This window comes from Streptomyces tamarix (genome assembly GCF_032423885.1).
GTDB lineage: Bacteria > Actinomycetota > Actinomycetes > Streptomycetales > Streptomycetaceae > Streptomyces > Streptomyces tamarix.
This window is the reverse complement of record NZ_JAWCTQ010000009.1, coordinates 1-25,791: the sequence shown is the minus strand read 5'-3', so window position 1 is coordinate 25,791 and position 25,791 is coordinate 1. Positions and strand designations below refer to the sequence as shown.

Below are 25,791 nucleotides of genomic sequence, written 5' to 3'. Positions count from 1 at the left end.
CTGTGTGCGTCTACCGCCTGCAAGCGGGTGGGGGGGATCACCGGCTGCAACCGGTCGTGAGGACAAGACGAGGGGTGGCGGGCGGGACTGTTCTCCACAGGGTGACGTCAAAGGCGCGCCGCGGCTTTCACCCTGGCGTTTCCGCGCAACATTGACACGGCCCAGTGAAATTCCTATCAGATAAGCGCACTTCTGTCGCGGGTAATCGCGGCACGGATGGGTCGAACGGCATCTCCCGTGGTCGTCGAGACTACGGCTGCGGGTGCATGGAGCTGGTGAAAGGCGTGTAGTGGGACGCCTCTTGAGTAATTTCGATGACCAATGGCCGCGTGGTGTCGCGTTACGTTTTTTCATGGGGTGCGCGGTCAGGAATCCGGCGCTATCCGATTGATGCACTGCCCTCTTGACCCGTCCGGTCACCACCTCCACTGTTACTTGATGTGTTTGCGTCAGTGCGGATAGTGACGAACTGGGGTGTCGGTATGACGGAGGCTCCGCTCGGGACGGACGGGTTCGCCATCGTGGGGCTGGGGTGCCGGTTGCCCGGCGGGATCACGGATCTGGTCGGGTTGTGGGAGGCGTTGGTGGCCGAGCGGGACTTGGTCACGGAAGTGCCGGAAGATCGGTTCGAGGCCGCGAGGTTCGTCGACACGGCGATGGCGCGGCCGGGAAAGTCCTACACCGCCCGCGGCGGTTTCCTCCCCGGGATCGCGGAGTTCGACGCGGATTACTTCGGCGTGTCGCCGCGCGAGGCGGCCCAGATGGACCCGCAGCACCGCCTGCTGTTGGAGACGACCGCCGAGGCGTTGGACGATGCGGGAATCGACCCCGGGACGTTGGCGGGCTCCGACACCTCCGTGTTCGTCGGCATCTCGGATTTCTCCTACGGCGGGCTGCAGATGGCCAGGCCCCGGCAGACGAACGCGTATTCCGCGCCAGGCGCTGCCCACTCGATCGCGGCGAACAGGCTCTCGCACTTCTTCGACCTGCGCGGGCCGAGCATGGCGGTCGACACAGCCTGTTCCTCGTCGTTGGTCGCGGTGGACCGGGCCTGCCGGGAGCTGGCATCGGGCGGCAGCCGGGTGGCGCTGGCGGGCGGGGTCAACGTCCTGCTGAACCCGGGCGTGTTCATCGAGTTCAGTCAGGCTTCGATGCTCTCCAGGCGCGGGCGCTGTGCGGCGTTCTCGGCGGACGCCGACGGCTTCGTCAGGGCCGAAGGCGCAGGCATGGTGGTGCTGAAGCCGCTGGCTGACGCCGTGGCCGACGGTGACCGCATCCATGCCGTGATCGCAGGGTCCGGCAGCAACTGCGACGGGCGTACCCCTGGTCTGGCGATGCCCAGCGCACAGGCCCAGGAGAGCCTGCTGCGGCAGGTGTACGGCCGAGCCGGTATCGCTCCTGATGAGGTCGCGTACGTGGAGGCGCACGGCACGGGTACGCCGGCGGGGGATCCGGCCGAGTGCACCGCGCTGGGCCGGGTGCTGGGCGCGGCGCGGACGAGGGGGCCGCTGCCCGTGGGATCGGTGAAGTCCAACATGGGGCACCTGGAGCCCGCCTCGGGTATGGCGGGGTTGTTCAAGGCCCTTGCGGTGCTGCGCTACGGCGTGATCCCGGCCTCGTTGCACCTGGAACCGCTCAACCCGGGCATCGACTTCGCGGCTCTGGGGCTGGAGCCGGTCGGGCGGGCGCGTCCACTGGTCCACCGCGACGGGCGGTGTTTCGTGGGCGTCAACTCCTTCGGGTTCGGCGGCGCGAACGCGCACGTGGTCCTCGGCCCGTCGCCGAGCGCCGTGCCGCGCCCGGACTCCGAGCACACGGGCCAGTTGCCGGTGATCGCTTCGGGGCGCACCGCACAGGCAGCCGAGGACGCGGCGCGGCGACTGGCCGCGAGGCTGGTGTCCGCCGCGCCAGAAGAGTTCTACGACATCGCGGCCACCGCGGGTGTGCGGCGGGCCCTGCACCGCCACCGGCGGGTGGCGCTGGCCTCCTCCCCGTCCGAGGCGGCGCAACTGCTGTCGGAGCAGGGCGCTGCCGGTGAGGCGGTCCAGCGGGGCCAGGTCGCTCTGGTCTTCGCGGGCAACGGCTCGCAGTGGGCGGGCATGGGGGCCGACCTGCTGGACGGGGACCCGGCGTTCCGCGCCGAGGTGGAGGCGGTCGATACCGCGCTGGCGCCGCGGTTGGGCTGGTCGGTGGCCGAGCGGCTGCGCCGGCCGGCGGTCGAGTGGGGGCTGGCGGCCACCGAGGTGGCGCAGCCGCTGCTGTTCGCCGTACAGGCCGGGATCGTCGCGGTGCTGCGTGAGCGGGGTGCTCAGTGGAAGGTCGCGCTCGGGCACAGCGTCGGGGAGGTGGCGGCCGCGTACGCCGTGGGCGCGCTGACGCTCCAGGAGGCGGCGTGGGTGGTTGCCGAGCGCGGCCGGGCCCAGGCGGTGACGGCCGGCCGTGGCCGGATGGCCGCGGTGGGGTTGCCGGCGGCCGAGGCCCAGGAGGTCTTGGAGGCGTACCCCGAACTGGTGGTGGCCGCGGTGAACAGTCCCAGGGACGTGACGATCGCAGGTCCGAAGTCCGTGCTCGAGCGTCTGGGCGCCGAACTGTCGGTCCGGGGGGTGTTCTTCCGGCTCATGGACCTCGACTACGCCTTCCACAGTCCGGCCATGGAGTCGGTCCGGCTCCCGCTGGTGACCGCGCTTGACGGGCTGGCCCCGCAGACCGGCGGCGACGCTCTGATCTCCACCGTCACCGGCGGGCCGGTGCCCGCCTCCGGCCTGGACGCCGACTACTGGTGGCGCAACGTGCGCGAACCGGTCCGGTTCGCCGATGCCGTCGGCCGGGCCCTGGACACGGGCGTCGACGTGCTGCTGGAGATCGGCCCGCATCCGGTCTTGCGCACCTACCTGCGGCGGATCACTACAGGGCGCGACCGGACGGCCGTCGTCGCCACCCTCCACCGTGACACCGCCGGACCGGTGGCGGTGCGCCGGTCGATCGAAGCACTGCTCGCCGCCGGGGCCACCTGGGACTGGGCGCGCTTCTTTCCCCGTCCGCCCCGGGTCGTGGAGCTTCCCGCCTACCCCTGGCAGCGGGAACGGCACTGGTGCGGCAGCCCGCAGGACTGGCTTCCGCGCGTCGGATCGGGGCGGCTGGACCATCCGTTGCTGGGTGAGCGTCTGCCGACGGCGGAGCCCGCCTGGCAGGGGGCGATCGAACCGGCGCTGGTGCCCTGGCTGAGTGACCACAAGGTGGCCGGTTCGGTGGTGTTCCCCGCGGCCGGCTACCTCGAGATGGCCCTGGCCGCCGGCCGCCGGCTGCTGGACGGTCCGGTGGAAGTGTCCTGGATGGAGGTGAGTCGTCCGCTGGTCATCCCGTGGGACCGGGCCGGTGACGTCCGTGTGCAGTTGGCGTTCTCACCCGAGGACGGCATGGTCTCCATCACCAGCACCGAGGCCGTCGACGGCATCGAGGACGACCACGTCCAGCCCCGTGCTCACGCCCGGTGCCGGGCCCGGGTCCTGATCGGCCGCCCACCTGCGCGGATCGACCTGTCCGAGGTGCAAGCCCGGTGCACCCGCCGGGGTGATGCCGGCGCCCTGTATCCCGAGCTGGCCGCGAGCGGTCTGGACTACGGTCCTGCGTTTCGGCAACTGGTGCGGCTGCACATCGGGGACGGGGAGGCGCTGGCCGCCTACCGGCACACCACGACCGCCGTGGACACCGCGCGGTACGTGGTGCATCCGGCGTTGCTGGACGGCGCGCTGCAGGCGTGTGTGCCCCTCGTGGCGGCCCGGACCGGTGCCGGGCAGGCGTGGCTTCCGGTCTCGATCGAATCCGTACGGGTGTGGCGTGCTCCGTCCGCGGCGGGGATGCTGCACGTGCGCGACCGCACACACAACGCCGCCGCCCTCTGTTTCGACGTCGTGGTCACCGATCCGGACGGCGGCGTCAGCGTCGAACTGTCCGGTGTGCGCCTGCGGCGCGTGCCCAGCCCCGTCGAGCGAGCGCCGCAGCGGTACGAGACCGTGCTGCGCGCCGCGCCGCATTCGCACCTGCCTGCCGGGCCTTCTCCGCTGCCCGGCAACTCCGTTCTCGCCGGGGCCGTCACAGCCGGCGTCGAGGCGTCCTACGCCGACGCGCGCGGTACGCGCGCCGTGGAGTTCATCGACCGGCTCAAGCAGGTGAGCGCTCATGTGGCCGCCGTTGTGTTCGCGGAGCTGCTGGGTGGCGGCGCGACCGGGTTCACCTGCGATGATCTGGTCCGGCAGGGAATGCTCCCGCAACACGACCGGCTGGCGCGGGCGCTGCTCGTGGTGATGTCCCGGTACGGCCTGGCCGTCGCAGGCGAGGACGGCCGGTGGAAGCTGACGGGGAAGCCGACCCCCGCCCCCCTGCTGACGCTGCTGCCGCTGGACTTCCCGGCCTTCAGCGCCGAGGTGCAGATGGTCGTACGGCAGTTGTCCCACCTGGCCCAGGTTCTGCGCGGCGAACGGGACGCACTGCATCTGCTCACCGGCCAGGGCGCGGTAGAGGCTCTGGAACAGTTCTACGACGTGGCGCCGTCCTGCCGTTTCCACAACAGGATGCTGGCCGCGCTGGCGGCGGAGATCACGCGGGAGTGGCCCGAGGACCGCCCCCTGCGGATCCTGGAGGTCGGCGCGGGCACAGGCGGCGCCAGTGCCGCGCTGCTGCCGCTGCTGCCGGCGGACCGCACCGTGTACCACTTCACCGACGTGGCCGCGGGTTTCTTCGCCCGCGCCCGCCACCGGTTCGCCGACCATCCCTTCGTCGCCTACCGGACCCTCGACTTGAACGCCGACCCGGGCCGGCAGGGTTTCACCGGCAGCTCCTACGACCTGGTGGTGGCGGTGAACGCCTTGCACGCCGCCGCCGATCTGCGGGCGGCCCTGCGCCGGGTGCGCGCTCTGCTGGCGCCCGGCGGCCGGCTGCTGGTCGCCGAGACACACGACACCGGTTATCTACTGCCGTTCTTCGGCATGCTGGACAGTTTCTGGAACCACGACGACGAGGCGCGACCGGACTCGCCCCTGCTGAGTCGGAAGCAGTGGTTCGACGCGTTGCGCACCTGCGGTCTCACCGACGTCGTCTGCCTCAACGACAGCGGCGAGGTGATCAAGGAAGCCTTCTCGGTGCTGCTGGCCGCAGCGCCCGCGCACGAGACTCCGCGGCCCGCACTGCCCCGGTGCCAGGACGGCACCCGGTGGATCGTGGCCACGGAGAGCGACACCGAGACACCGCTGGCCGGGCAGGTGGCGGCGCTGCTGGCCGGGCAGGGAGCACAGGACGTACCGGTGGTGCCGGCCACCGCTGACGCCGCGAACTGGACGACAGCACTCACCGGCGACGGCGATCCGGCCGTCGTGCTCGTCCTGGGGGAAAGCCCCGCCGACCCGCAGGCAGCGCTCGACCGGGCCGTGTGCCGCACAGCCGTGCTGCGCGCACTGGCCACTGCCTGCCGGCGTCTGCCCGACGGAGTCCAGCCCGCTCTGTGGCTGGTGACGCGGCCCAGCGGGGCGCTGCCCGCACCCGAGCGGGCCGACCACCCGCAGGACGCCGTCGCCTGGGGCGCGGCCCGCACCCTGGCCAATGAACACCCCGATCTGCGGGTGACCCGACTGTCGCTGGAACGCCTCGGTGACCCCGTGGCCGATGCGCACCGGCTCGCCCGTGAACTGCTGGAACCCTCCCCGACGGCCGAGGACGGCGAAGACGTGCGAGGGCGCGAGGACGAGATCGTGCTCACTTCCGGCGGGCGCTTCGTGCCCCGGGAACACGCCCTGCCCGTGGACGAGCGCATCGAGTGCGGCGGCGAGGAACCCTTCGTCCTGGAGATCCGTGCGCCCGGCCTGTCCTACGAGCCCGTCTGGACGCAGGCACCTTCCCGGACGCCGGGCGCCGGGGAGGTGGTCGTCGCGGTGCGCGCGGCGGCGCTCAACTACCGGGACATCATGCTGGCGACCGGACTGTTGCCCCCCGAGGCGAAGGTCGGAGTCTTCGGCGAGGACGTACCCGGTTACGAATGTGCCGGGATCGTCACGGCCGTCGGAGACGGGGTACAGGACCTGGCCGTGGGGGACCGCGTGTTCGCGGCCGCCTCGGCCTGTCTCGCCTCGCACATCGTGGCCCCCGCGTCAGCCGTGATGAAGCTCGCCGACGGTATCGGGTTCGCGGAAGCCGCGACCGTGCCGGTGGCCTATCTGACGGTCCACCACGCGCTGCACGACCTGGCGCGCCTGGCAGCCGGGGAGACCGTCCTGGTGCACGGGGCCGCGGGCGGAGTGGGGCTGGCGGCCCTCCAGTACGCACGCCTCGTGGGCGCCAAGGTGATCGCCACCGCGGGCAGCCCGGGCAAACGCGATCTTCTGCGTGCGCTGGGCGTCGAACACGTCCTGGACTCCCGCACCCTGGACTTCGCCGAGCAGGCCCTGGCGCTCACCGGCGGACGCGGCGTCGACGTGGTGGTCAACTCGCTGGCCGGGCAGGCCATCGACCGGGGCCTGGAAGTACTGCGGTCCGGCGGCCGGTTCATCGAACTCGGCAAACGCGACATCTACGAAAACAAGCCGCTTCTCATGCGGCCCTTTACCCGTAACATCGCCTTCTTCGGCGTCGACATCAGCACTCTGCTGATCGACGAGGACGGCCTGGAGAAAAGCCTCCGCCTGATGGCGGCGATCGCCGAACGCATGGCGGACGGACGCTACCGGCCGCTGCCGCACGTCGTCTACCCGGCCGTTCGGGTCAAAGAGGCGTTCGAGCTGCTGCAGCACTCCCGGCACATCGGCAAGGTCGTCGTGAGCCTCGATCCGCAGGACGGCCCGGTCCCCGTACGCCTGCGGCCCGAGACGCTCCGCCTGGACCCCGACGGCAGTTACCTGGTCACCGGCGGACTGGGCGGTTTCGGTGCCGCCACCGCCCGCTGGCTCGGCGAACACGGGGCCCGTCACCTGGCTCTGGTCTCCCGGCGGGGTGCCGACGGCCCCGAGGCGGCCGAAGTCCTCTCCGACCTGGGGGAGCGCGGAGTGACGGCCACGCCCTACGCCGCCGACGTCACCGACACCATCGCCATGGCCGAAGTGATCGGCCGCATCGACACCGGCGGACACCGGCTCGCAGGAATCGTCCACGCCGCCATGACGCTCGACGACGGCCCCCTCACCGAACTGTCCGACGAGCGCGTCCGGGCAGTGCTGGCCCCCAAGGTGGCCGGCCCCACGGTCCTCGACGCCCTGACCCGGGAACGCGAACTCGACCTGTTCTGGCTGTACTCCTCCGCCACCACGACCGTGGGCAACATCAAGCAGTCCGCCTATGCCGGCGGAAACCTGTTCAGCGAAGCGCTGGCCCGCCAGCGGCACAGCAGGGGATCGGCGCTCGCCGTCGCCTGGGGCGCGATCGAGGACTGCGGTCACGTCGCACGCGAGGACCTGGGGGCGGCCATGAAGGCTCTCGGCATCGCCCCGCTCGGCTCCCGCGAGGCACTGGAGGCGCTGCCCACGCTGACGGCGTCCGGCACCGCCGTCGCCGGAATCGGCCGCTTCGACTGGGCCCGGCTGCGCGCCCTGCTGCCCGTAGTCGCCGCACCCCGCCTCGCAGGGCTGCTTTCCGCTGACGGCGGGCCGCACGGACACACCCGCCAAGACCTCCTGGCCACCCTGGCCGGTCTCTCCCCGCAAGAGGCGCTGGAAACCGTCAACGGCACGCTCGCCGAGCTGATGGCCCACATCCTGCAGACCGACGCCGCCCGCCTCGACGCGAGGCAACCGCTGCAGGACTACGGAGTCGACTCCCTGATGGGCGCCGAACTCCTGGCCGCACTGAAACAGCACCTCGACGTCGACATCCCGCCCCTGGAACTGCTCCAGGGCGGCGTCACCCTCACCGACATCTCCCGCCACGTGCTGCTACGCCTCGGTGCCCGCACCACCGACACCGCCAACGGCTGAGAGCGAGGACCACCGATGACCCGCCCGCGAACCCACGACCTCGCAGCGCACCGCGCCGACCACTTCCTCAGCTTCGCCTCACTCCTCGACGGCACCATCGCCTGCGACTCCCCCGAGTGGGTCTACACGCTCCGCGCGAGCGCACTGATCGACGACCCCCTCGGCGCCACCTGCTACCGCAACGCACTCAACGCCGGGCGCATGACCCCCGACGCCCACCCCGACACGATCCTGGGCCGCTGCGCCCTCGCCGATCCCCGGCAGATGGACACGGCACTCCACGTGGCCCGTCGCGCGGCGGCCGAGTGGGGCGGCAGCGCGCCGGCCCGACGCGCGCGGGTGGCCGAGGCGTTCCGCGCCCGGCTGCACGAACACGCCGCCACGCTGACCGGCCTCCTCGTCGAGGAGGGCCACCCGGTGCGGCTGGCCCGGATGGAGGTCGGAAACCTCCTCACCTTCTTCGGCCCGGAAACCACCGACTGGTGTCTGCGGCAGATGGAGACCCGCCACAGCCTCGAGGGCCGGACGGTGGAGTTGCGGCGGGTACCGGACGGCGTGGTGTGCGTGCAGCCACCGCTGAACACCCCGGCGCTCAGCGTCGGCGCCGCCTTCCAGTGCGTCCTGGCGGGCAACGCGCTGGTGGTGCGGCTGCCCCGGCAGGCACCGATCGCCGCGATGTACCTGCTGCAGCGGATCGCCGTGCCGGCGCTCGCCGACGCCGGCGCCCCGCCCGGCGTGCTGTCGGCACTGTGCACCGACCCCGCCCAGGCACTGGACACCTGGCTGGCCAGCCCCCTGGTGGACGACGTGCTGTACTTCGGGGACTCCGTCCGCGGCGAGCAACTGGAGAAGGCATGCCTGGCGGCGGGCAAGAAACCCGTCCTGGAACTCGGCGGCAACGACATGGTCCTGGTATGGCGGGACGCGCCCCTGGAACACGCCGTCGAGCTGCTGATGGAGTCCTTCCACGGCGGCGGTCAGATCTGCTGCGCGCCCAACATCGCACTCGTCCATCCGGAGATCGCCGACGCACTCGCCGACCTGCTGACCGAACGGGTCCGGACGCTTCGGCCCGGCTTCCCCGACGACCCCGAGGTGGTGCTGGCCGCCTCACCCCACATGGCCGGCTACGACGCCACGCTCGCCGACGCCCGCAAAGCGGGTGCCCGCGTGCTGACCGGCGGACGCCACCTGGACGTGAACGGCCGGGAAAGCGACATCGCCGTCTTCGTCGAACCGGCGCTCGTCCGGGCCGACGGACTCGCCCACGCCCGTCGACTGCGCGCCGTACGGCACGAGACGTTCTTCCCCCTGCTGACCCTGGTCGTCCCCGACCCCGCCCGCGACGACGACCTCCTCACCGGGATGACGTCGTTCGTCGCCTCCGGCCGGTACGGCCTGCGCAACTCCCTGCTGGCACAGGACCCGAAGGTCATCGACCACTTCGTCCGCGAGGTCCGCTCCTGCGGCCAGCTCCGCGTCAACGACTCCCACCTCGCGGGCGTGGCGTACCTGTCCAACCACGGCGGCCCGGGGCTGAGCGGTGACCGCCACGGCGAGCTCAACTACCCGATGCTGCGCACCAGCCGCCTCCAGGGCGTGTCCGTCGCGCAGGCCCCACCGCTTCCCCGGGAGACCATCCCCTACGTCCCGGCGTCGAGGCCCCGAGTCGAGGCGAAGCGGTCGTACCCGCCCGGCTGGCCGCCCGAGGACCTGCCCGGTGGCCTGCCGGCCCCGTTCACGGAGGCGTTCCAGCACGATCCGTACCCCACACTGCACTGGCTGCGCGAGCACCGGCCGGTGAGCCGGATCGTCAGCCCGGACGGTCCGGGCTGGCTGCTGACCCGCTACGGCGATGTCCGCCAGGCCCACACCGACCCGCGGGTGACCTGCGACAGCACCCGCACCACCGCCGGCCGGACGTGGCTTCGCCATTGGCCCGACGACCTGCGGGAGCGGCTGTTCACCCACCTGCTGGACAGCGACGACCCCCGTCACGCCGACCTGCGCGCGATCATGCGCCCCTTCTTCACGCCCGCCCGGCAGGAACAGTGGCGTGCCCGGGTGCAGCACATCGTCGACACCCGCATCGACCGGATCGCCGACCGGGGCCACGCCGACCTCATGGCGGCCGTCGCCTACCCGCTCGGCGGCAACGTCCTGTTCTCCGTCCTGGGCGCCGCCCCGCCCCAGATGGACCACCTGCGGGCGATGATCTGGCGTACCGCGGACTGGAACAACGAGGTCCCCTATGTCGCGGCGCTCGCCTATGAGATCGACGCGTTCGTCCGCAAAGCCGTCGCCGAGAAGCGCCGCTCGCCCGGCGACGACCTGATCTCCCTGCTGGTGACGGCCCGCGACCGGGACGGTCTGCTCAGCGAGGACGAACTGCACGGTCAGGTCATGATGATGCTCGCGGCCGGCCAGGACCCCAGCATCAACAGCGTCGGCAACAGCCTGCACGCCCTGCTCTCCCACCCCGACCAGCTCGCCGCACTGCTCGACGACCTTTCCTTGATCGAGGCGGGCATCAACGAGCTCCTGCGCTACGAAAGTCCCCTGCCGTTCACCAGCTGGCGCGGCACCCTCGAACCCGTCGAGTTCGGCGAGGTGACCGTCCCCGCGGACGAGTCCCTGTTCCTGTGCCTGGGGGCGGCCAACCGCGACCCCGCACGCTACCCCGACCCCGACCGCCTCGACCTGCGCCGTCCGACCCGGAGCCATCTCGCCTTCGGCCACGGCAGCCACTACTGCCTGGGCGCCCACATCGGCCGGATCACCGCCGAGACGGCTGTGGTCACCGTTCTGCGTCGCCTGCCCGGCCTGCGGCTGGACGGCACACCACAGTGGCGGCCCAGCATGTTCGAGCGTGGTCTGAGCATCCTGCCCGTCGCCTGGGACGAACCCCGCACCGCGCACGCGCCCCACGGGGGAGCCACCCGATGAACCGTTCCGAGATCCTCGCCGAAGTGAAGGCGCTGCTCGCCGAGTGCGGTGACGTCGATCCCGCGCAGGTCGATGAACAGACGGCGTTCATCGCCGACCTCGCACTCGACTCACTCGTCCTGATCCGCATGACCGTCCTCGCGGAGGAACGCTTCGAGGTGCGTATCCCCGACGAGGCCGCCTGGGAACTGCACACGGTCGGTGCCGTGGTCAACTACATCGAGCACCACCTCGAAGAGGCGCAAGCCGGGCGGAAAGGAGCACACGGTGAGTGAGTTCGTCCGGTTCCTGCGCGAAAAGCTGTGGCTCCTCGGCGACACCCGCTGGTACGCGCGGGTGGACAGCGTCCGCGGTGAACTCGTCGAGGTCGAACGCCTCGGTTACGCCCGGCTCGATGCACGCGCCCGCTCGGTGGGAGCCTGGCTGACCGCCCGGACACCACCCGGTGCACGGGTCATGCTGATGTACCCGGCGGGCCTGGAATTCCTGACGACCTTCCTCGGCTGTCTGTACGCCGGGCGGATCGCCATCCCCGCTCCGCTGCCGGACACCGACCGCCGAGCCCTCCAACGCGCCGAGGGCATCATGCGCGACGCCGACGCCGGCCTGGTCCTCACCGACACCGCGCACCAGCCCGTTCTCGCCTCCTGGCTCACCGGCCTGGGTGACGCACGGCGGGCCGAGTGCGTCGCCACCGACTCCGTCGCCCTGCCCGACCCCGACACCTGGTCCCCCCTCGCACAAGACCTCTCGGCGACCGCCTACATCCAGTACACCTCCGGATCGACCAGCGAACCACGCGGTGTCGTCATCAGCCACCGGAACCTACTGCACAATTCGCTGTCCATCAGGAAAATGCTCCTTCCCGAAGAGTTCCTGGACGAGATGCGCCACGCCCCGTCACCGACCAGCGCCGGCTGGCTTCCGCACTACCACGATATGGGCCTGGTCGGCATGCTGCTCAGTCCACTCGCGAACTACAGCAACCTCGTCTTCTGCTCCCCGGTGTCCTTCATCTCCCACCCTCTGCTGTGGCTCCAGATGATCAGCCGATACCGGGCCTTCTGCACCTTCGCCCCGAACTTCGGCTACGACTGGCTGCTCAAAAGCCTCAAGGCCAGCCAACTCGGCGACCTCGACCCCGACCTGGATCTGCACCCCCTGCGATTCGCGCTGAGCGGCGCCGAGCCCGTACGCCCCGACGTCCTGACCGCAGTCGCCCGCCGCCTCGCCCCCATCGGCTTCCGCCCGGGCATCTGGGCACCCAGCTACGGCCTGGCCGAGGCCACCCTCCTGGTCACCGGCACACCCTGCGGCAGCGGCCCCACTGTGCGGAGCTTCGACCGCGAGGCGTTGGAGGCCGGCCGCGCCGTGCCCGCCCCGGGCGGCACCGACCTCGTCGGTTGCGGCCGTCCTGTCGACGCTGAGGTCCGCATCGTCGACCCCGTCACCTCACGCCCTCTGGACGACGGTCACATCGGTGAGATCTGGGTGGGCGGCGACAGCGTCGCCGACGGCTACCTCGGTGACCCGCAGGCGACCGCCGACACCTTCGCCGCCACCACAGCCGACGGTGACGGACCCTTCCTACGCACTGGTGACCTGGGCTTCTTCCAGCACGGTGAGCTGTACGTCACCGGCCGTGCCAAAGACCTGATCATCGTCAACGGCCGCAACATCCACCCCCAGGACATCGAACGCCTCAGCGAAACCGCCGACCCCGCCGCCGGTCCGTGCGTCGCCTTCGCCCTGCCCGATCCCTCCGGTGCCGAACGCATCGTCCTGGTGCAGGAGATCCGTCCCCTGCACCTCAACGGCCGCACCCCTGCGACTCTCGCCGACCTGATCAAGAAGCGTCTGGCCCACGAGCTGCGGCTGGCTGTTCACGTCGTCATCGTCGGCCCGATGAGCGTGCCCCGGACCACCAGCGGCAAGGTCCAGCGTGCACGTGCCCGGGAGGAACTCCGCTCTTCCCGCTTCACTCCTTTGCACTCGGACCTTTCCACCCTCGTGTGAGTTCTCATCCGTGTTGCCGTAGGGGATCGCCTTGACCTGCGAAGCTGCGGACGGCTGAGAGGTATCCCGGCGTGTTTTTCGGCGCCCGCCCGTCAGACACCGCCCTTGGCCGACCGCCAGGGGCTGCACCGGCGCGCGCCGGGCGGTGGCGCGCGGGCGGCGATCCACGCGTTCTGTCCGAGGTACCGCACTGAGGCGGCCATGCGGCGCGTGCGGCCGTCCCGTTACGGCTGGGCGCGCGGATCCTGGTACCGCGTGCCGGCGGTGCGCTGGTGGAGGTAGGGGGGCGCGCCGGGGGAGGATGCCGGGTTTGTGCGTGGGAGGTCGAGGTTGTTTTCGATGTCGGTGAAGGGGCGGGTAAGGAGGGAAGGACGAGCTGATCGAGTGCTGGAAGGACGCCCGCCAGGACGGCGCACCACCAGCGTCGCCTCGCCCGGCTTCGCACAGGACACGCTCGACTTCGGCTGACCGACGACAGCGGGGACGGGCGGGCGGGCCCTGTACGGACCTGCCGATCCCACCGAGCTGCTTGTGTGGCACTGGGAAGGCGACGTGCCGAGTCCACCGGCGCCGCCGAACCCGCCCGTCCCGCTCGACGAGCCACACCACGCCGCCGTCCCGCTGCCCCGCAGCACAGGGAGCTGTTCCGTGAACAGCACAGGAATCGCCGCCCCGGCCACCGCCACCGCGCTCGTCCTGCCGTGTGCCGAGCGTCTGCGCGCCTTCGTCCGGCTGGGCCGCCCCAAGTTCCTCGTCCAGAGCATGATGGTGGTCGGCCTCGGCGTCAGCATGTCGGTGCACGACGGCCACGCCTTCGTTCCCGGCCTGGACGCCTGCATCGCCGACCAGGCCCTCGCCCGCCACGCCCACCCAAGCGCACCGAGCTGCTGTCGCTGACCGAGCTGCGCAAGCGGTGGCGCGCCTCCGCGATCCGGGTGTTCGGCGCCTGCACCGTCTACCGGCTCGCGCAGCGGGCGCGGGCGGCGGCCGCGGCGGTGTGGGCGCGGATGCGGCCGGTGGTCGACATCGCGCTGGCGGCCGTCGCCGTCGTCGCCGTGGTGTACGTGATGCGCGGCGCCTTCGCGCGCCACCGCCTGCTCGCCGAAGCCCGCCGCGACCTCTCCTACGTCCTGCGCGGCCGACCCCACCAGCCGGGCCTGGACGAACAGATCGTCCAGAGCATCGTCGACGACTACACCCGTCCCGTCGGGCGCGGCCGGATGATGTCCGCCGACCTGCGCGCCCTGTACCCGCGCGACACCGACGACCAGGCCGTGCTGCGCCCGCTGACCCGCAAGCGGCCCGCGACTTCGTACGAGCGGGCCCGCCTCGCCGCTGACACTCTGGCCACCCGGGTCGGCTCCGGCCGGAAGGACGGCCGCCTCCTGGAGCCGGAGGCCGACGTCGACACGGTGGAGCAGACCCGCCGGACCTTCGAAGCCGCCGCGAAGGTGGCCGCCAAGCTCCGGGACGGCGCGCGAGAACGCGCCGCTGCCTACGGCCCCCGAACGCAACCCGCCCCGGCGACGGACCGGCCGCCGCACACCCCGCAGCCCGGCACTCAGCACACGCCGGGCCGGACCACAGGAGGAGTCGCCTGAAAACCCTGGAAGAACGCCCGCGGCCGCGCGCCGCGATGCCCGCGCCCTGTCACGGTGCGGCACTCCACCGCCTGGCTGTGGTGACGATGCCGGGCATCGTCCACTGAGTGGAGCCCACGATGTTCTGCATCCAGTGGCGATGCACGACATCGGATGGGCTCCACTCAGTGGACTCCACCCGATGGACTCCATCGAGTGGACTCCACTCTGGTGCGCCGGATGACGATGGACGCCACCGTACCCGGTGCGCCGTGCTGCCCGGCCGATGCCCGGCACTCGCGCGCACCGGTGCGCCGCACTCGATGTTCCGCACCGCACCGGTGCGCTCACCGCCGACCGACTCCTGGGTCAGGTGCGGCTGGAGGTGCGCGACCCCTTGTCCGGCTCCGCTACACCCCCTTGATCGCGAAGAGGTTGAACAGCAGCGCGGACGTCACCGCCGAGCAGCTCCGCGCCGTCACCACGCGCCCGGACGCTGCAGGTTGAGCACCATGACCCGCGCGGCCGGGTCGAGGCCGCCGAGGTCGAGCACCAGTTCAGGTCTGATCCGCGGCGCGCAGGGCCCGCGCCAGCCATTCCAGCTCCTCGGTCGCGTCGGGCGACGAATTCTGCCCGCGCACACGGGCGACGAGCCTGCGGTAGTGCTCTGCTCCTGCCTCGATTCCGGCCTCCAGGCTGCGCAGCACGGCGGCCCGATCGGCGTCACCGAACAGCTCGGACAGCACCTCGGCCGCTGCCGGTCCCTCGGGAGCGACCCCGCCTCTTCTGATCTCCGCGACGGTCTGCACGATCTGCCTGGCCCACCAGATGGACGCTCCGGGGGGACGGCCCTGCCCCGGTACGGGCGTGTTGAGCTCCATCCATGTGCGCAACCGGGCGCGAAACCCGGGGTCCGCAACCAATTCGGCCAAGTCGATCCAGGCGTCGACCTGCTCAGGTGTGGGATCGTCGGGCAATTCGATGCTGAAGGCGCGCATGCGGTCGCGCAGGCGCGGGTCGTCGAGGCCGCCGAACACCTCCTCCTTGAACTCGTCGATGACCTGCTTGCGCTCGGCGGCGGAAAGCCGCGCCAACCGGTTCATCATTGCTGTCTCCTCAACGGTCGAACCCCGTTTCGCCACGGTGGACAGGACGGCCCGACTCACCTTGAGGGAGCGGATCTGCGCGTCGAGCGCGGCCACATGCACGGCGGCGACCCCGGCGACCGTGGTGCGGCCACTCAGGACACGGCACACGTCGTCGAGCCCAAGGCCCAGCTCCCGTAGGGTGCGGACCAACTCGACGCGGGCCACGGACTCAGCGTCGTACAACCGGTAGCCGCCCGCGGAACGACCCACAGGCGGCACCGCCCCCTCGTCCGACCAGAAGCGCAGGGTACGTACCGGAAGTCCAGTGCGGTGCGCGAGCCGACCAATGGTGAGCACTTCGGGGCGTTCGTCGTCCATGAGCAAGATCCTGAACCCTCCGGCGGCTGGAGACTCAAGCGCTCAGTGCGACATCCCGTGAATTCTCCAGAACTCTGCCGAGTTTTCTCACCACCGCCAACGCCGACAGCATGCGCCTCCCCGCCTTCGACCAGACTGCAGACCGATCAGATCGGACGAGAAAGCTTCAGGAATCCCGAAGCCACGTCACTGACCGGCCGATCACGAGAACGAGAGAGAAGCCCCAGGCCAGGGGCTCAGGATTCCGGCAAGAACCACGGGAACCGACGGGACGTCCTACACGAGCGGTGGTGCCCGTCCCCGGTCGGCACGGGGAGGGTCCAGCTCTGCTACCGCGACGTTTTCCCTTGACATCGGCTGTTTCGGCTGGCGATCAGGTCGCGGTCAAGGGGGTGTGTGATAGAGGAGCCCGCCCGGCCGTGGCGCGCCCCGGGGCGGTGCGGCGATGTCGGCGGACCGCACCGCCGAGCGCCCGACGGCGGTGCGGTGCGGCGCGCGGCAGTGGCGCGGGCCCGAGGCGCGCCGCACCGCACCACCGCGTTTCCAGCGGCGCCCTACGCGATGGTCAGGCGCACCGGAGGCGAGCCGGCCGATGCGGGGTGCGCGTCGAGGGCCTGGCCCACGCCGACGGCTTCCAGTTGGCGCAGGGTGTCGGTGACGTTCTCGTAGTCCTCGGTGAGGAACTGCGCGGCGAAGTCGATGACCGCGCGGGTGATGCCCTGTGCCGTGTTCGGCCCGGTCTGCGCCCAGATCCGCAGCGAGGTTATGAAGACGCGCCCGAGGGCCTCCAGGGCGAAGGTGTCCTTGGACGGCTCGCCCGCGCCGGCGTCGGGCAGCGCGGTGACCGGGACGACGATCCGCGTCGCGGCGTCGACGAGCAGCTCGGGCATCTGCGGTTCGGCGCCGGCGAACTCGCGGGCGGCTTCGATGTCGTCGGCCTGGACGGCACGGAGGTGGTTGAAGGCGCTGATGGCCGCGTGAGGCGTCATCGGGGCGAGCGGCATGCTGGTGGTGGGCATGTCGGCTCCTGAACGTACGGGCCGCCCCGCTGATCGTGACGGCCTCGACCCCGATGCTCGGGGTGCGACCCTGTGAACAGAGTCCGGCCGAGAGGGGGAGAACCCTCCCTCCTCCCGTGTCCCGTGACAGGGAACTTGGACCGATTGCCATCGAAGTTGGACCGCCACTCGGTGCGTGACAGCAAAGCTGGACCGGGAGCCGAGAGGCCACAGCCGTGGTGTTACCGCTGGCACCTCGCCTGACCTGAGCGATGCCCATGAGGTCGAGGAGTGTGCTGGGAAAATCCATGCTTGACCTCAACCATGGTTGAGGGGCGAGTGTCGAGTCATGACCACTCACGATTCGACGAGTCTCATCTTCCGGAACACCATGCGCATCACCGAAGGTCACCTGGAGGGCTTCCGTGACGCCATCACCAGGGCAGTCGCGTTCGCACAGCAGCACGGTCCTCAGCTGATGGTGGAGACCTTCGTGGACGAGGAGCGGATGCTCGCCCACAGCTTCCAGCTCTACCGGGACTCCGACGCGGTCCGCCTCCACTGGAAGCTGGCGGATCCGTACATCCAAGAGGTGATGAAGCACTGTCAGGTGGAGCGCTTCGAGGTGTTCGGCGCGCCGGACGCCGACGTGGTAGCGGGCGTACGCTCGGCTCTCGGCGAGCAGTGCGCGCTGACGTTCAGCCCGCGCATCGCCGGCTTCGTCCGCTTCGCCACCGGGCACCGCGCATAGCCCCCGACCCCTCGTCGCCTGGCACCAGCGGTCCAACTTCGATGGCAAACGATCCAGTAACTCTTTCAGAGGACATCCCGGCTGATCACGATGCGGTCACGGTGGAGGGGTTCTTCACGACCGGCGTCACACGAGAGCCGAAAGCCACACCTGTAGAAGGTGAATGGCGGGATCGGCCCGCCCCACCTTCCAGGAGCGCCCTGTGGCGAGCACCGCAGACGAGCCCGAGCAGCCTCTTGACCAGGCCGGAGACGCCCCTTCCGTGGCCCCCTCCATCACCCCCTCCGCTCCCCGTCGCCAAGGGTCGGGAGTTTCCGCAGGTCAGGCCCGGTGGACAGGGGGGGCGCTGTAGGTCCGACAACCCTCTTGCCTCAAGGCGTCCTCTTCACAGGAAGAACCCGACAGGGCCCCGGCGGAGGGAGCTGCTGCAAGCACTGGGGATCTTCCAGAGGACTACGCCCGATCAGTTGTGGAAGCTGACCCGGCCGGACAACCGGCACGACAAGCTCGTACGGGACACCCTCCTGGATCTTCAGAACCACCACCTGGTGAGGATCGAGACGGTGCAGGAGGATCAGCGGCAGGTATGGGTGCTGACCCGGTGAGGACATGGCGAGGCGAAGAAGCTGCTGGAGCCGAAGGGCATACGCATTTCGGCGCTGCGCGAGGAGAAGTACGACCCGGACACCGGGGAACTGCTTGGCACCGGCTGTGACGACCATGTCGCGGCGGTCACCTCGACGGCCGCCGAACTCCACCGTGCCGGGATCGGCCCCCGGCTCGGCTTCCAGACCCAGATCGGGCACCGGCTCGCGGGGACGGGTACGTCCAGCGGGCGGACCTGGTCGTGCGGGCGCCGGCGGCCGGGGTACCGGTGCTGCTGTTGGAGATCGACCGCCGCACCGAGGACGTGCACGACCTGGTCGCCAAGCTGCGCCGGTACTGGCAGTGGGGCCGGCTGCTGCCCCGGGACTCGGACAAGCACACCGTGGACCTGGTCCGCTCGAGGCCGGACGCGATCGACAAGCTCGTCGACCACGACAAGCGGCTGTGGCGCCGGGTCTACCCGCCCACCGGCCGGGAGGGACTGGTCCCCCTCGCGTTCGTGTTCGCCGACACCACCGAGACGAAGGTCGCCAACACACTCGCCGTACTGGAGGAGGCCGGCCACCGCTACTGGGCGCCGCGCCGGTACAACACCCTCTACGAGAAGGCGGTCACCGCGCGGGACTACCGCCAGGCGGTCCCCGTCGTCGTCACCACCCTGGAGCAGCTCCAACAGCACGGCGCCGGCGCGGCGGTGTGGCGGCGGCTGGGACGGACCGGGGGCAGACGCTGACGGCCGCGCTCGACAACCCCGACGGCGACGCCCTCTACCGTCGCCAGTACGCCGGCGCCGAAGCGGAGGACCAGCGGCGCCGCGCCGCCGAGCGGGAGGCACGGCGGCCGGTGTGCAAGCGCTGCGGGCGGAAGTTCACCGACGAGCGCTGAGAGGAGACCACCGTGCACCGGACCGCCGTACGGGCCGGGGACCTGTCGGTGTGCGGCATCTGCCACGCCCACGACGTCGCCCGCAAGGAAACTGCCGTCGAAGCCGCCCGCCTTGAGGCCGTCGCTCCGCCGGAGCCGCAGGACGGCCCCGAGCCGGGCCGGGGCCGCGGCTGGTTCCGCCGGCGGACCTGACCCGGGCAAGCCCGCTGTGCGGTCGGCAGCCGCCAGGCCGTACGGCGGGACCGGTCTCGAAGTCACCGCGCCACCGGGCGGGACGGACGGGCCCATCCAACGGCATCAGCCCACTCAAGGCCCTACACAAGGCTGTATGAGACGCAGCCGAGAAGAGACCGCACCCCAAGATCTGCCGGGCGAGTTGTGGCACGCCCTGTCCCAGCTCCAGCACACCCATCCCGACCCCGTGGGCCGCGCAGGACCCCTCGCCCGCCCGGTCGCACTGCTGTCCTTCGCCGCGGCCGCCGACACCGTCCTCGCGGCCCGCGTGCAGCTGTCCGGCGCGGAGACGATGCACGAGCTGAACGAGACGCTCCGTGCGATCACCGGCGGCATGCACGCCCACTTCACCGGCCCCGGCGTCGCACTGGAAGTCACCCTCGGCAGACGACAGGAACTCCCGATCCACGAGGCCCACACTGTGGGCCTCACCCGGCTCTTCCGCCACGCCGCCGGCACCATCGGCGCCCGCAGCACGCCCGGGGGAGGCCGGTGCTTCCACTGCGGCGGGACCGGGCACGCCCGACCCCTGTGGGAGCCGGCTGCCGGGCAGACGTGAGCGACACGCAAGAAGAACACCCGCGCCCGGCGCCGTCCTCCTGGACGGCGCCGGGTACGGGCGGGCGCAAGGACCTCCGGGGCTTACGCCGGAACGGGCGCCGACTCCGGACGCAGCGCCGCAAGCGGCGAGCGCCGGCCCTTCTCCACCGCGCGCAGCTGCTCCCAGTCGACCTCGGGGTGGGCGGGGACAAGGGCGTCGACGGAGGCGGTGGTGTAGAGGGCGACGTCGACGGCTCCGGCCCGGCTGGTGCCGAAGCGAACCTCGATCGACTGCGGGGAGCGGATCCAGCCGAGCCGGACCATGTGGTCGAAGTCGGCACGGCGCACCCGGAGGCGGGTTGCGGCCTGCTCGGGTCCGAGCGGGGTGTCGGCGGCGACGAGCTCGGCCAGGTCCTCGCGTCGGCAGACCTGGTCGACTTGGTCGGGGTGGTGCAGCGTTCCGTCCGGGGTGGCGCTGAGGTCGGCCAGGAGGCTGCGGTCGGCGAACCGGCGTACCACGAACGCCGTCACGTTCGCCTTCTCGCCGATCAGGTTCGGGGTGCCGAGCGCGTCGGCGATCCGGTCGGCCGCCGCACTGCCGGAGATGGGACCGGCGGGCATCGCGGCGCCGATGGCGTCGGCGTCCAGTGCCTCCACGGCGGCCCGGGACCACTGGTAGGACGAGGCGTCCGGCTCGGGGACGAGGCCGGTGTGGCGGGCCCACCGGAAGGCCGTCACGGGCACTTTCAGGCGCTTGGCGGCCTGTCCCGCGTCGTACTCAGCCCGTCGCATAAGAACACCTCTCACTCGTTCACCGGAAGCAGCGGACAGAACATGACAGAACACATGAAAAGCTGTCAAGCCCCCTTAAAAAGGGCAAGTTGGACGCGTGCCGCTAGGACTGCGCCCGCGTACGCGAAGGGAAAATCACCCACCCGGCCGTCACCGCCCGGCGCCCCGCCACCGCCGCCGCCCGGCTGCCATCGCCCCGGTCGGCCTGTCCCGGGTCGCCGTCCGGTCGCGCGACGATCGGCACGCCCAGGCGTAACGGCCGGCGCCGGGTCTCCTTGCCCTCGGCGCCGGCTTCTCCCGTTCCGGGCCGGTCGTGCGGGGTGTTGCGGCGGCCGTTCGGGCGGCGGGTCGAGTGGTCTTGGGCTGGGCTGTCAAATCGCCCCTGCCCGGGGGCTGTTGTGCGGGATGCTGGCGGGTATGACGGAGAGCTTGCGGCCCCGGGTCTACGGGGTCGATCACGACGACCCGCATCCTTGGCCGAAGCCCGGCCGCACCTACGCCACCTTGCACGGTGGCCCTTTGGACGGGCTCTTGGTGAACGTGACCGGCTGCCCACCGGCCGAGTTGGCGGAGGGCGCGGCGCTGATCACGGAAGCGGGCGCCTACGGGCCGGGAGGGCGAGCCCTGTACGGACCCGCGGACCCTACCGAGCTGCTGGTGTGGCACTGGGAGGGCGACGTCCCGTGACCGGACGTACGGGCCGGCGGCGGGGAAGTCTGCCGTCGTGAGCAGCGCTGTAGGTCGCCGGGAGCTCGGGCCCGGCCCCGGCCCCGAGGCCCCTTCCGAGGCGCCGGTGCGTGACCCGCGGGCCCGTACCGCCGCCGAGCGCGCGACCGCCGCCGAGCGGACCACCGAACCGGTCCCGCCCCGCCCGACGCCGCCGCCGCGCGCGGGGCGCCGCCGGCTGGGCGCCGGCCCGGCCGGTCCCGATACCCGGGGTGTGCCGCCGGGCTAGGATCGCGGGCAGTCCGTGCCGGTAGGGAGTGTGCGGGTCAGGCCCGGTGCCCAGCGCTCTGGGGGCAGTACCACCGGGCCGCTCCCGCCGCCGGCGCCGCGCCGCGATACCAGGCTCTTGCCCGAACCGCCCAGCGCGTCCGGGCGCAGCGCTGCTGCGGAAGCGTACGCAAGGCCATCGAGCGCCAGACCGGCCACTTCTCGGATATGCGCTCTGGCCCTTCCGCAGCCCCCTGCGGCGCCGCCGCCGTCCCGCCGCCCCGGGCACGGCGCCATCCCGCCGCTTCGCGGTCCTGCTGCGGCGCCCCCGCCGCTGCGCCTCGCGGCACCGCCAGTGTGAGTGGGTGGTGGGGTGGCAGTGGGTGGGCGTCAGCAGAATCGCGATGCAGATGTCCTGATAGTGGGCGCGGGTCGGGGCCGTGGTCGCCGTCATGGGGTGACCAAGCGGCTGTTGTGGGGCGGTTAGCAGGTCTGATTGCTGGCTGTCATGGGTTTCGCTGTTCCTAGAGCTCTCCAAGCGACCGCAGACGCGTGGTGGAGCGGGTGATTCGTAGGATCAACCGGGTGGATGGTTCAGAAGGGCCGCGTCATGCTGTTCCTCAGCCGACATTTGGCGGCTGACTGCGAGGGGAGCAACAGTGAGAAGTGGCGAGCGGGAAACCGTTGAGGCGAGGCACCAGAGTTGTCTTGAGGCGTTTGTGCTGCGTGCTCGCCGAGTGGAAGAGCACTCGCTCGCGACGGACTGGGATGCGCTGGTTGCCCTGACCACGATGCAAATAAGCATAGTCCAGCTCGAAAATGGCGAGACGCGGATCCGGCAGGAATTTCCGGACGAAGAGGTAGTCGAGTCTGCTGCTGCGCGAATCAGGCCGATTCTGCTGAACGGTGACGCGTGCTTCTACCAGAAGGCGCTGGCAGCGCTGGGTTACTTCTGCCGAGAATTGCCGATCGATAAGGAGTGGGTGAAGGCCACACGTGCTGAATGGCGGCTGCGAGTGGATCCATCCACACCAGAGGAAGCTGGTTACCAGGTCATGATCAGCAACACGGTCACCGGTGAGGACCATGGTCTCGATCGTCACAAGTTGGCTATGGCCTGGATCTACGGAGACGTGGTGCATCACGACGTGCAACGGCGGCAGGAAGGCGACGCTTTCGGACTGTTCGAGAGGTTCCGGGGCGCAGTGCCACTCGTCGCTTGGACCATGGTCGGAACGATCGAGCTCCTGAACTACATTCGTGCGCTGCGCATAGACGGTGTCCTACAGTTGCGGCAGGAGATTCTTGACGAGCGGGTCGCGCTGAAGTCAACCACATGGGAACACAGGGGCGAGGTGTTCTTCGCTCCTGCCGGAACGGAAGCCCCGACAACGGCGAGTACTCAGCTGCCCAAGGATTGGGCTCGACTGGGGAAGACAGCCGACCTCTCGCGCTTCCGTACCGGATTTGGGGAACAACTATTGCGTGCCGCTCGTTCACCACGCACGCCTGAACTGCCGTCACCCGAAGAAATCGAAGCCGCCCGCACGCCCGCTGGCGGCTGGAAGCGCGACCAGCTCGCCGCTTGGGGCGTCCCGTGGCCACCGCCCAAGGGGTGGAAGGACGACCTGACCGAACGCTGGAAGACCGCACGCCAGGACGGCGCACCGCCGCCTCCGCCCAACCCGGCCCCGGTCTCGGCCGACTTCGCCCAGGAGACGCTCGACTTCGGCTGACCCGACGGCTGCGGGGCCGGATAAGGTCACCCTGTCCGGCCCCGCTGGCTGTTTCCGGCTGTTCACCGGCTGAGGTCGTCCCGCTGTCCGTAGCGCTCCTGCTGCTGCCGTGTTGGCACCCTGCAGCCTCGATGTCCTGCGCGCCGCGCCTGCCCCGCGGCGGCGCCGCTGTGCTGCTGCGCCGGCCGTCGTGCCGCTGGCGCCCGTCCGGCCGCCTGCCACCGTCCCGCCGCGGGCCTGACCGTCGCCGCGGTCGCTCGCCCCGCGGCGTCGGCGTCCTGCCGCTTCGCGGTCCTGCTGCCGTGGTCCCGTCGCGGCGCCGCCCCGATTGTGGCGCCGCGCCGTCCGCCGCCGGGCTGCCGCCGCTCGGCCCGCCCGGGCCGCCGCCGCAGTGCCGCTGGAGTCCGCGGCACCGTCGGGCCGCTGCGGGCGCCCGCCGCTGCGGGCGCCCGCCGCTCCGGCCTCGGCCGTCCCGTCCTGCCGCCGCGGACCCGCCTGCCCGCGGCGCCGTCGTCCTGCCGCCGCGCGCCCGCCGCTGTCCTGGCCACGGCCAGGCCTCCGCCTTCGCGGGCCTGCCGCCGCCCGGCCGCGGCGCCGCCGCCCGTCGTGTCCCGTCCCCGCCGCCTCCGTTCCGCTGTCTCCGTGTCCTGCTGCGGTGCCCCCGCTGTGGCGCCGCGCCGCCGCTGTCCTGCTCTTGCCGGGCCGCGTCGACACCCTGCCGCCGTCGGGTCGCCGTGCTGCCGCCCCGCCCACCCGCGCTGCCCCGGCCGCGTCGCGGTGCCGCGCCTGGCGTCCCGGCGTCCTGGCGTCCTGGCGTCCTGGCGTCCCGGCGTGCCGCCCTGCGGCGCCGGCGCGCTGCCGGGCCGCCGCCGTCGCCGCACCGCCCTTGCCGTCTCGGCGTTCTGCGCGCCGCGCCTGGCCGGGTCGTCGTGCCGCCGTCCGCCGCTGTTCTAGTTCGGCCCGCTCGGCGCCGCGCCGGCACCCTGCCGCCGCCCGGGCTTCGGCCGTGTCGCCCGGCCCGCCGCCGTGCCGCGTTGTGCCGCCGCTGTGGCCGTGCCGCCCTTGCTGCCCCGTGCCGCCCGCGGCGCCGGTGCGGCGCCATTGTGCCGCCGCTTCGCGGTCCTGCCGGGTGGTCGGCGTCCCGCCGCGCCCGGCGTGCCGCCCCAAGTCGTCCGTGGCGCCGCCGGGCCGCCGGGGCACCGTCCCGCCGTCCGAGGCGTCCCTGCTGCCGCTGTCTCGTCGCGCCGCCGCCCCGGCCGCAGCACCGCGATGTCCGCCGTCGGGCTGCCGCCGCCGTGCCGCTGGAGCCCGCGGCACCGCCGTCCCGTCGCCGCGGCCGCCCCGCCGCCGGGCCGCTCGGGCTGCCGGGCCTGCGCGGCACCGGCCCCGTCCGCCGCTCGGTCCGCCCCGTGCCCCTGCTGTGCCGCCGCGGCCCCGCCCCCTGCCGCGCCCGGCGTCTCGACGTGCCGCCCCGGCGGCGCCGGCGCCGGCGCGCTGCCGGGCCGCCCCCGTCGCTCGGCCCGTCCGGGTCGTCGCCGCGGTGCCGCTGGAGCCCGTGGCACCGCCGGGCCGCTGCGGACGCCCGCAGCTGTGCCGCCGCTGTCCGATTCCCCGGTGCGCCGCCGTGCCGCCCGCGGTGCCGCCGTCCCGCCGCCGCCGCTGGCTTGCCCGCGGCGCCGTCATCCCGCGCCCGCGGCCGCCCGCCCCGTCCCGTCGCCTTCGCGGTCCCGTTGCGACGCCGCCGCCCGCCGTGCCGCCCGCCCCCCGCTGTCCAGCTCGGCCAGCTCGGCGCGGCGCCGGCGTTCTGCCGCTTCGCGGTCCTGCTGCCGCAGTCCCGTCGTGGCGCTGCCTCGGCCGCGGCGCCGCGCCGTCCGCTGCCGCCCCGTCGCAACGCCGCCGCTGCCGCGCCGTTCCGCTGTCTCCGCGTCCTGCTGCGGTGCCTCCGCTGCCGCGCCGCGCTGTCCTGTTCCCCCCCCGTGTCGCGTCGACTGGTGGCTGATGCGGGCCAGTTCCTGGCCGTACGCGTTGGCGTCCGGCTGCTCGGTGCTCAGGCGGTGCCTCCCTTGTCTGGCCGGGTGCTGCGGGTGCGGTGGGCGACCCAGTCCGGGTCCCGTACGGGCACGGGCACCGGGGCGTCGGTGGCCGGGGCGCGCATGATGCGCCGGCTGGCGCGTGGCGTGGTGAGGGTGTGGGCCCGGGATGACGACGGCCTGGCGGCCGGTGCTGCCCTGGGCCCACGTCCCGGCGTGGCGGGCCTGATCGGCCGCCCAGGTGCTGCCATGGGCGCAGTTGCCCGGGCCGGTAGCTGGCCGTGAGCGCGACGACGGCTGCGGTGACGTCGACGCGCACCTTC

The 25,791-nt window shown here is 72.0% G+C and carries 17 protein-coding genes; 14 read left to right on the top strand and 3 right to left on the bottom strand.

What is annotated here, in order from left to right; genetic code table 11:
- Positions 1–482 precede the first annotated feature (482 nt).
- The 6 genes from RND61_RS09685 to RND61_RS09660 all read left to right on the top strand — a co-directional run bounded on the left by RND61_RS09685 (position 483) and on the right by RND61_RS09660 (position 14,518).
- Positions 483–7,955, top strand: a complete 7,473-nt coding sequence (locus tag RND61_RS09685) for an SDR family NAD(P)-dependent oxidoreductase (RefSeq protein ID WP_315877431.1) — start codon at positions 483–485, stop codon at positions 7,953–7,955.
- Positions 7,956–7,970: 15 nt separating this feature from the next.
- On the top strand, positions 7,971–10,901 hold the full coding sequence (locus RND61_RS09680) for an aldehyde dehydrogenase family protein (RefSeq protein WP_315877430.1): 2,931 nt from the start codon (positions 7,971–7,973) through the stop codon (positions 10,899–10,901).
- Complete coding sequence (locus tag RND61_RS09675; RefSeq protein ID WP_315877429.1) at positions 10,898–11,176, top strand: acyl carrier protein; 279 nt, start codon at positions 10,898–10,900, stop codon at positions 11,174–11,176. The genes RND61_RS09680 and RND61_RS09675 overlap by 4 nt, the downstream gene beginning before the upstream one ends.
- Entirely contained in the window at positions 11,169–12,917 is a 1,749-nt protein-coding gene (locus tag RND61_RS09670; protein WP_315877428.1) for a fatty acyl-AMP ligase, read from the top strand. The genes RND61_RS09675 and RND61_RS09670 overlap by 8 nt, the downstream gene beginning before the upstream one ends.
- Positions 12,918–13,565: 648 nt before the next feature.
- Positions 13,566–13,814 (top strand): hypothetical protein, encoded by a 249-nt coding sequence (locus tag RND61_RS09665; protein WP_315877568.1) that lies wholly within the window; start codon positions 13,566–13,568, stop codon positions 13,812–13,814.
- Positions 13,815–13,852: 38 nt separating this feature from the next.
- Positions 13,853–14,518 carry a hypothetical protein gene (locus RND61_RS09660; protein ID WP_391653174.1) on the top strand — a complete coding sequence of 222 codons (666 nt, stop codon included), beginning with the start codon at positions 13,853–13,855 and terminating at the stop codon, positions 14,516–14,518.
- Between the two features lie 536 nt (positions 14,519–15,054).
- Here the strand turns inward: RND61_RS09660 and RND61_RS09655 are convergent.
- Both RND61_RS09655 and RND61_RS09650 read right to left on the bottom strand, forming a co-directional pair.
- A complete protein-coding gene (locus RND61_RS09655; protein ID WP_315877427.1) occupies positions 15,055–15,963 on the bottom strand; it encodes a helix-turn-helix domain-containing protein in 909 nt (302 codons plus the stop codon).
- Positions 15,964–16,517: 554 nt separating this feature from the next.
- Positions 16,518–16,982 (bottom strand): hypothetical protein, encoded by a 465-nt coding sequence (locus tag RND61_RS09650; protein ID WP_315877426.1) that lies wholly within the window; start codon positions 16,980–16,982, stop codon positions 16,518–16,520.
- A 328-nt stretch (positions 16,983–17,310) separates the two neighbouring features.
- On the opposite strand from RND61_RS09650, the gene RND61_RS09645 reads away from it, so the two are divergent.
- The 6 genes from RND61_RS09645 to RND61_RS09620 all read left to right on the top strand — a co-directional run bounded on the left by RND61_RS09645 (position 17,311) and on the right by RND61_RS09620 (position 19,996).
- Positions 17,311–17,712 (top strand): hypothetical protein, encoded by a 402-nt coding sequence (locus tag RND61_RS09645; RefSeq protein WP_315877425.1) that lies wholly within the window; start codon positions 17,311–17,313, stop codon positions 17,710–17,712.
- A gap of 467 nt (positions 17,713–18,179) precedes the next feature.
- The gene (locus RND61_RS09640) at positions 18,180–18,317 is read left to right on the top strand and encodes a hypothetical protein (protein ID WP_315877424.1); all 138 of its coding nucleotides are present in this window, start codon (positions 18,180–18,182) and stop codon (positions 18,315–18,317) included.
- A gap of 242 nt (positions 18,318–18,559) precedes the next feature.
- Positions 18,560–19,051 carry a hypothetical protein gene (locus tag RND61_RS09635; protein WP_315877423.1) on the top strand — a complete coding sequence of 164 codons (492 nt, stop codon included), beginning with the start codon at positions 18,560–18,562 and terminating at the stop codon, positions 19,049–19,051.
- A complete protein-coding gene (locus tag RND61_RS09630) occupies positions 19,015–19,203 on the top strand; it encodes a hypothetical protein (RefSeq protein WP_315877422.1) in 189 nt (62 codons plus the stop codon). The genes RND61_RS09635 and RND61_RS09630 overlap by 37 nt, the downstream gene beginning before the upstream one ends.
- Before the next feature lie 12 nt (positions 19,204–19,215).
- Positions 19,216–19,395: a hypothetical protein gene (locus RND61_RS09625; RefSeq protein WP_315877421.1), complete on the top strand. Its 180-nt coding sequence runs from the start codon at positions 19,216–19,218 to the stop codon at positions 19,393–19,395.
- 136 nt (positions 19,396–19,531) lie between these two features.
- Positions 19,532–19,996 carry a hypothetical protein gene (locus RND61_RS09620; protein WP_315877420.1) on the top strand — a complete coding sequence of 155 codons (465 nt, stop codon included), beginning with the start codon at positions 19,532–19,534 and terminating at the stop codon, positions 19,994–19,996.
- 83 nt (positions 19,997–20,079) lie between these two features.
- On the opposite strand, the gene RND61_RS09615 is transcribed toward RND61_RS09620, so the two are convergent.
- Positions 20,080–20,769 (bottom strand): hypothetical protein, encoded by a 690-nt coding sequence (locus RND61_RS09615; protein WP_315877419.1) that lies wholly within the window; start codon positions 20,767–20,769, stop codon positions 20,080–20,082.
- Between the two features lie 417 nt (positions 20,770–21,186).
- Here RND61_RS09615 and RND61_RS09610 point away from each other — a divergent pair, with 417 nt between their 5' ends.
- Positions 21,187–21,456, top strand: coding sequence for a hypothetical protein (locus RND61_RS09610; protein WP_315877418.1), 270 nt, complete (start codon positions 21,187–21,189; stop codon positions 21,454–21,456).
- A 983-nt stretch (positions 21,457–22,439) separates the two neighbouring features.
- Entirely contained in the window at positions 22,440–23,438 is a 999-nt protein-coding gene (locus RND61_RS09605; protein WP_315877417.1) for a hypothetical protein, read from the top strand.
- The last annotated feature ends 2,353 nt before the right edge of the window (positions 23,439–25,791 follow it).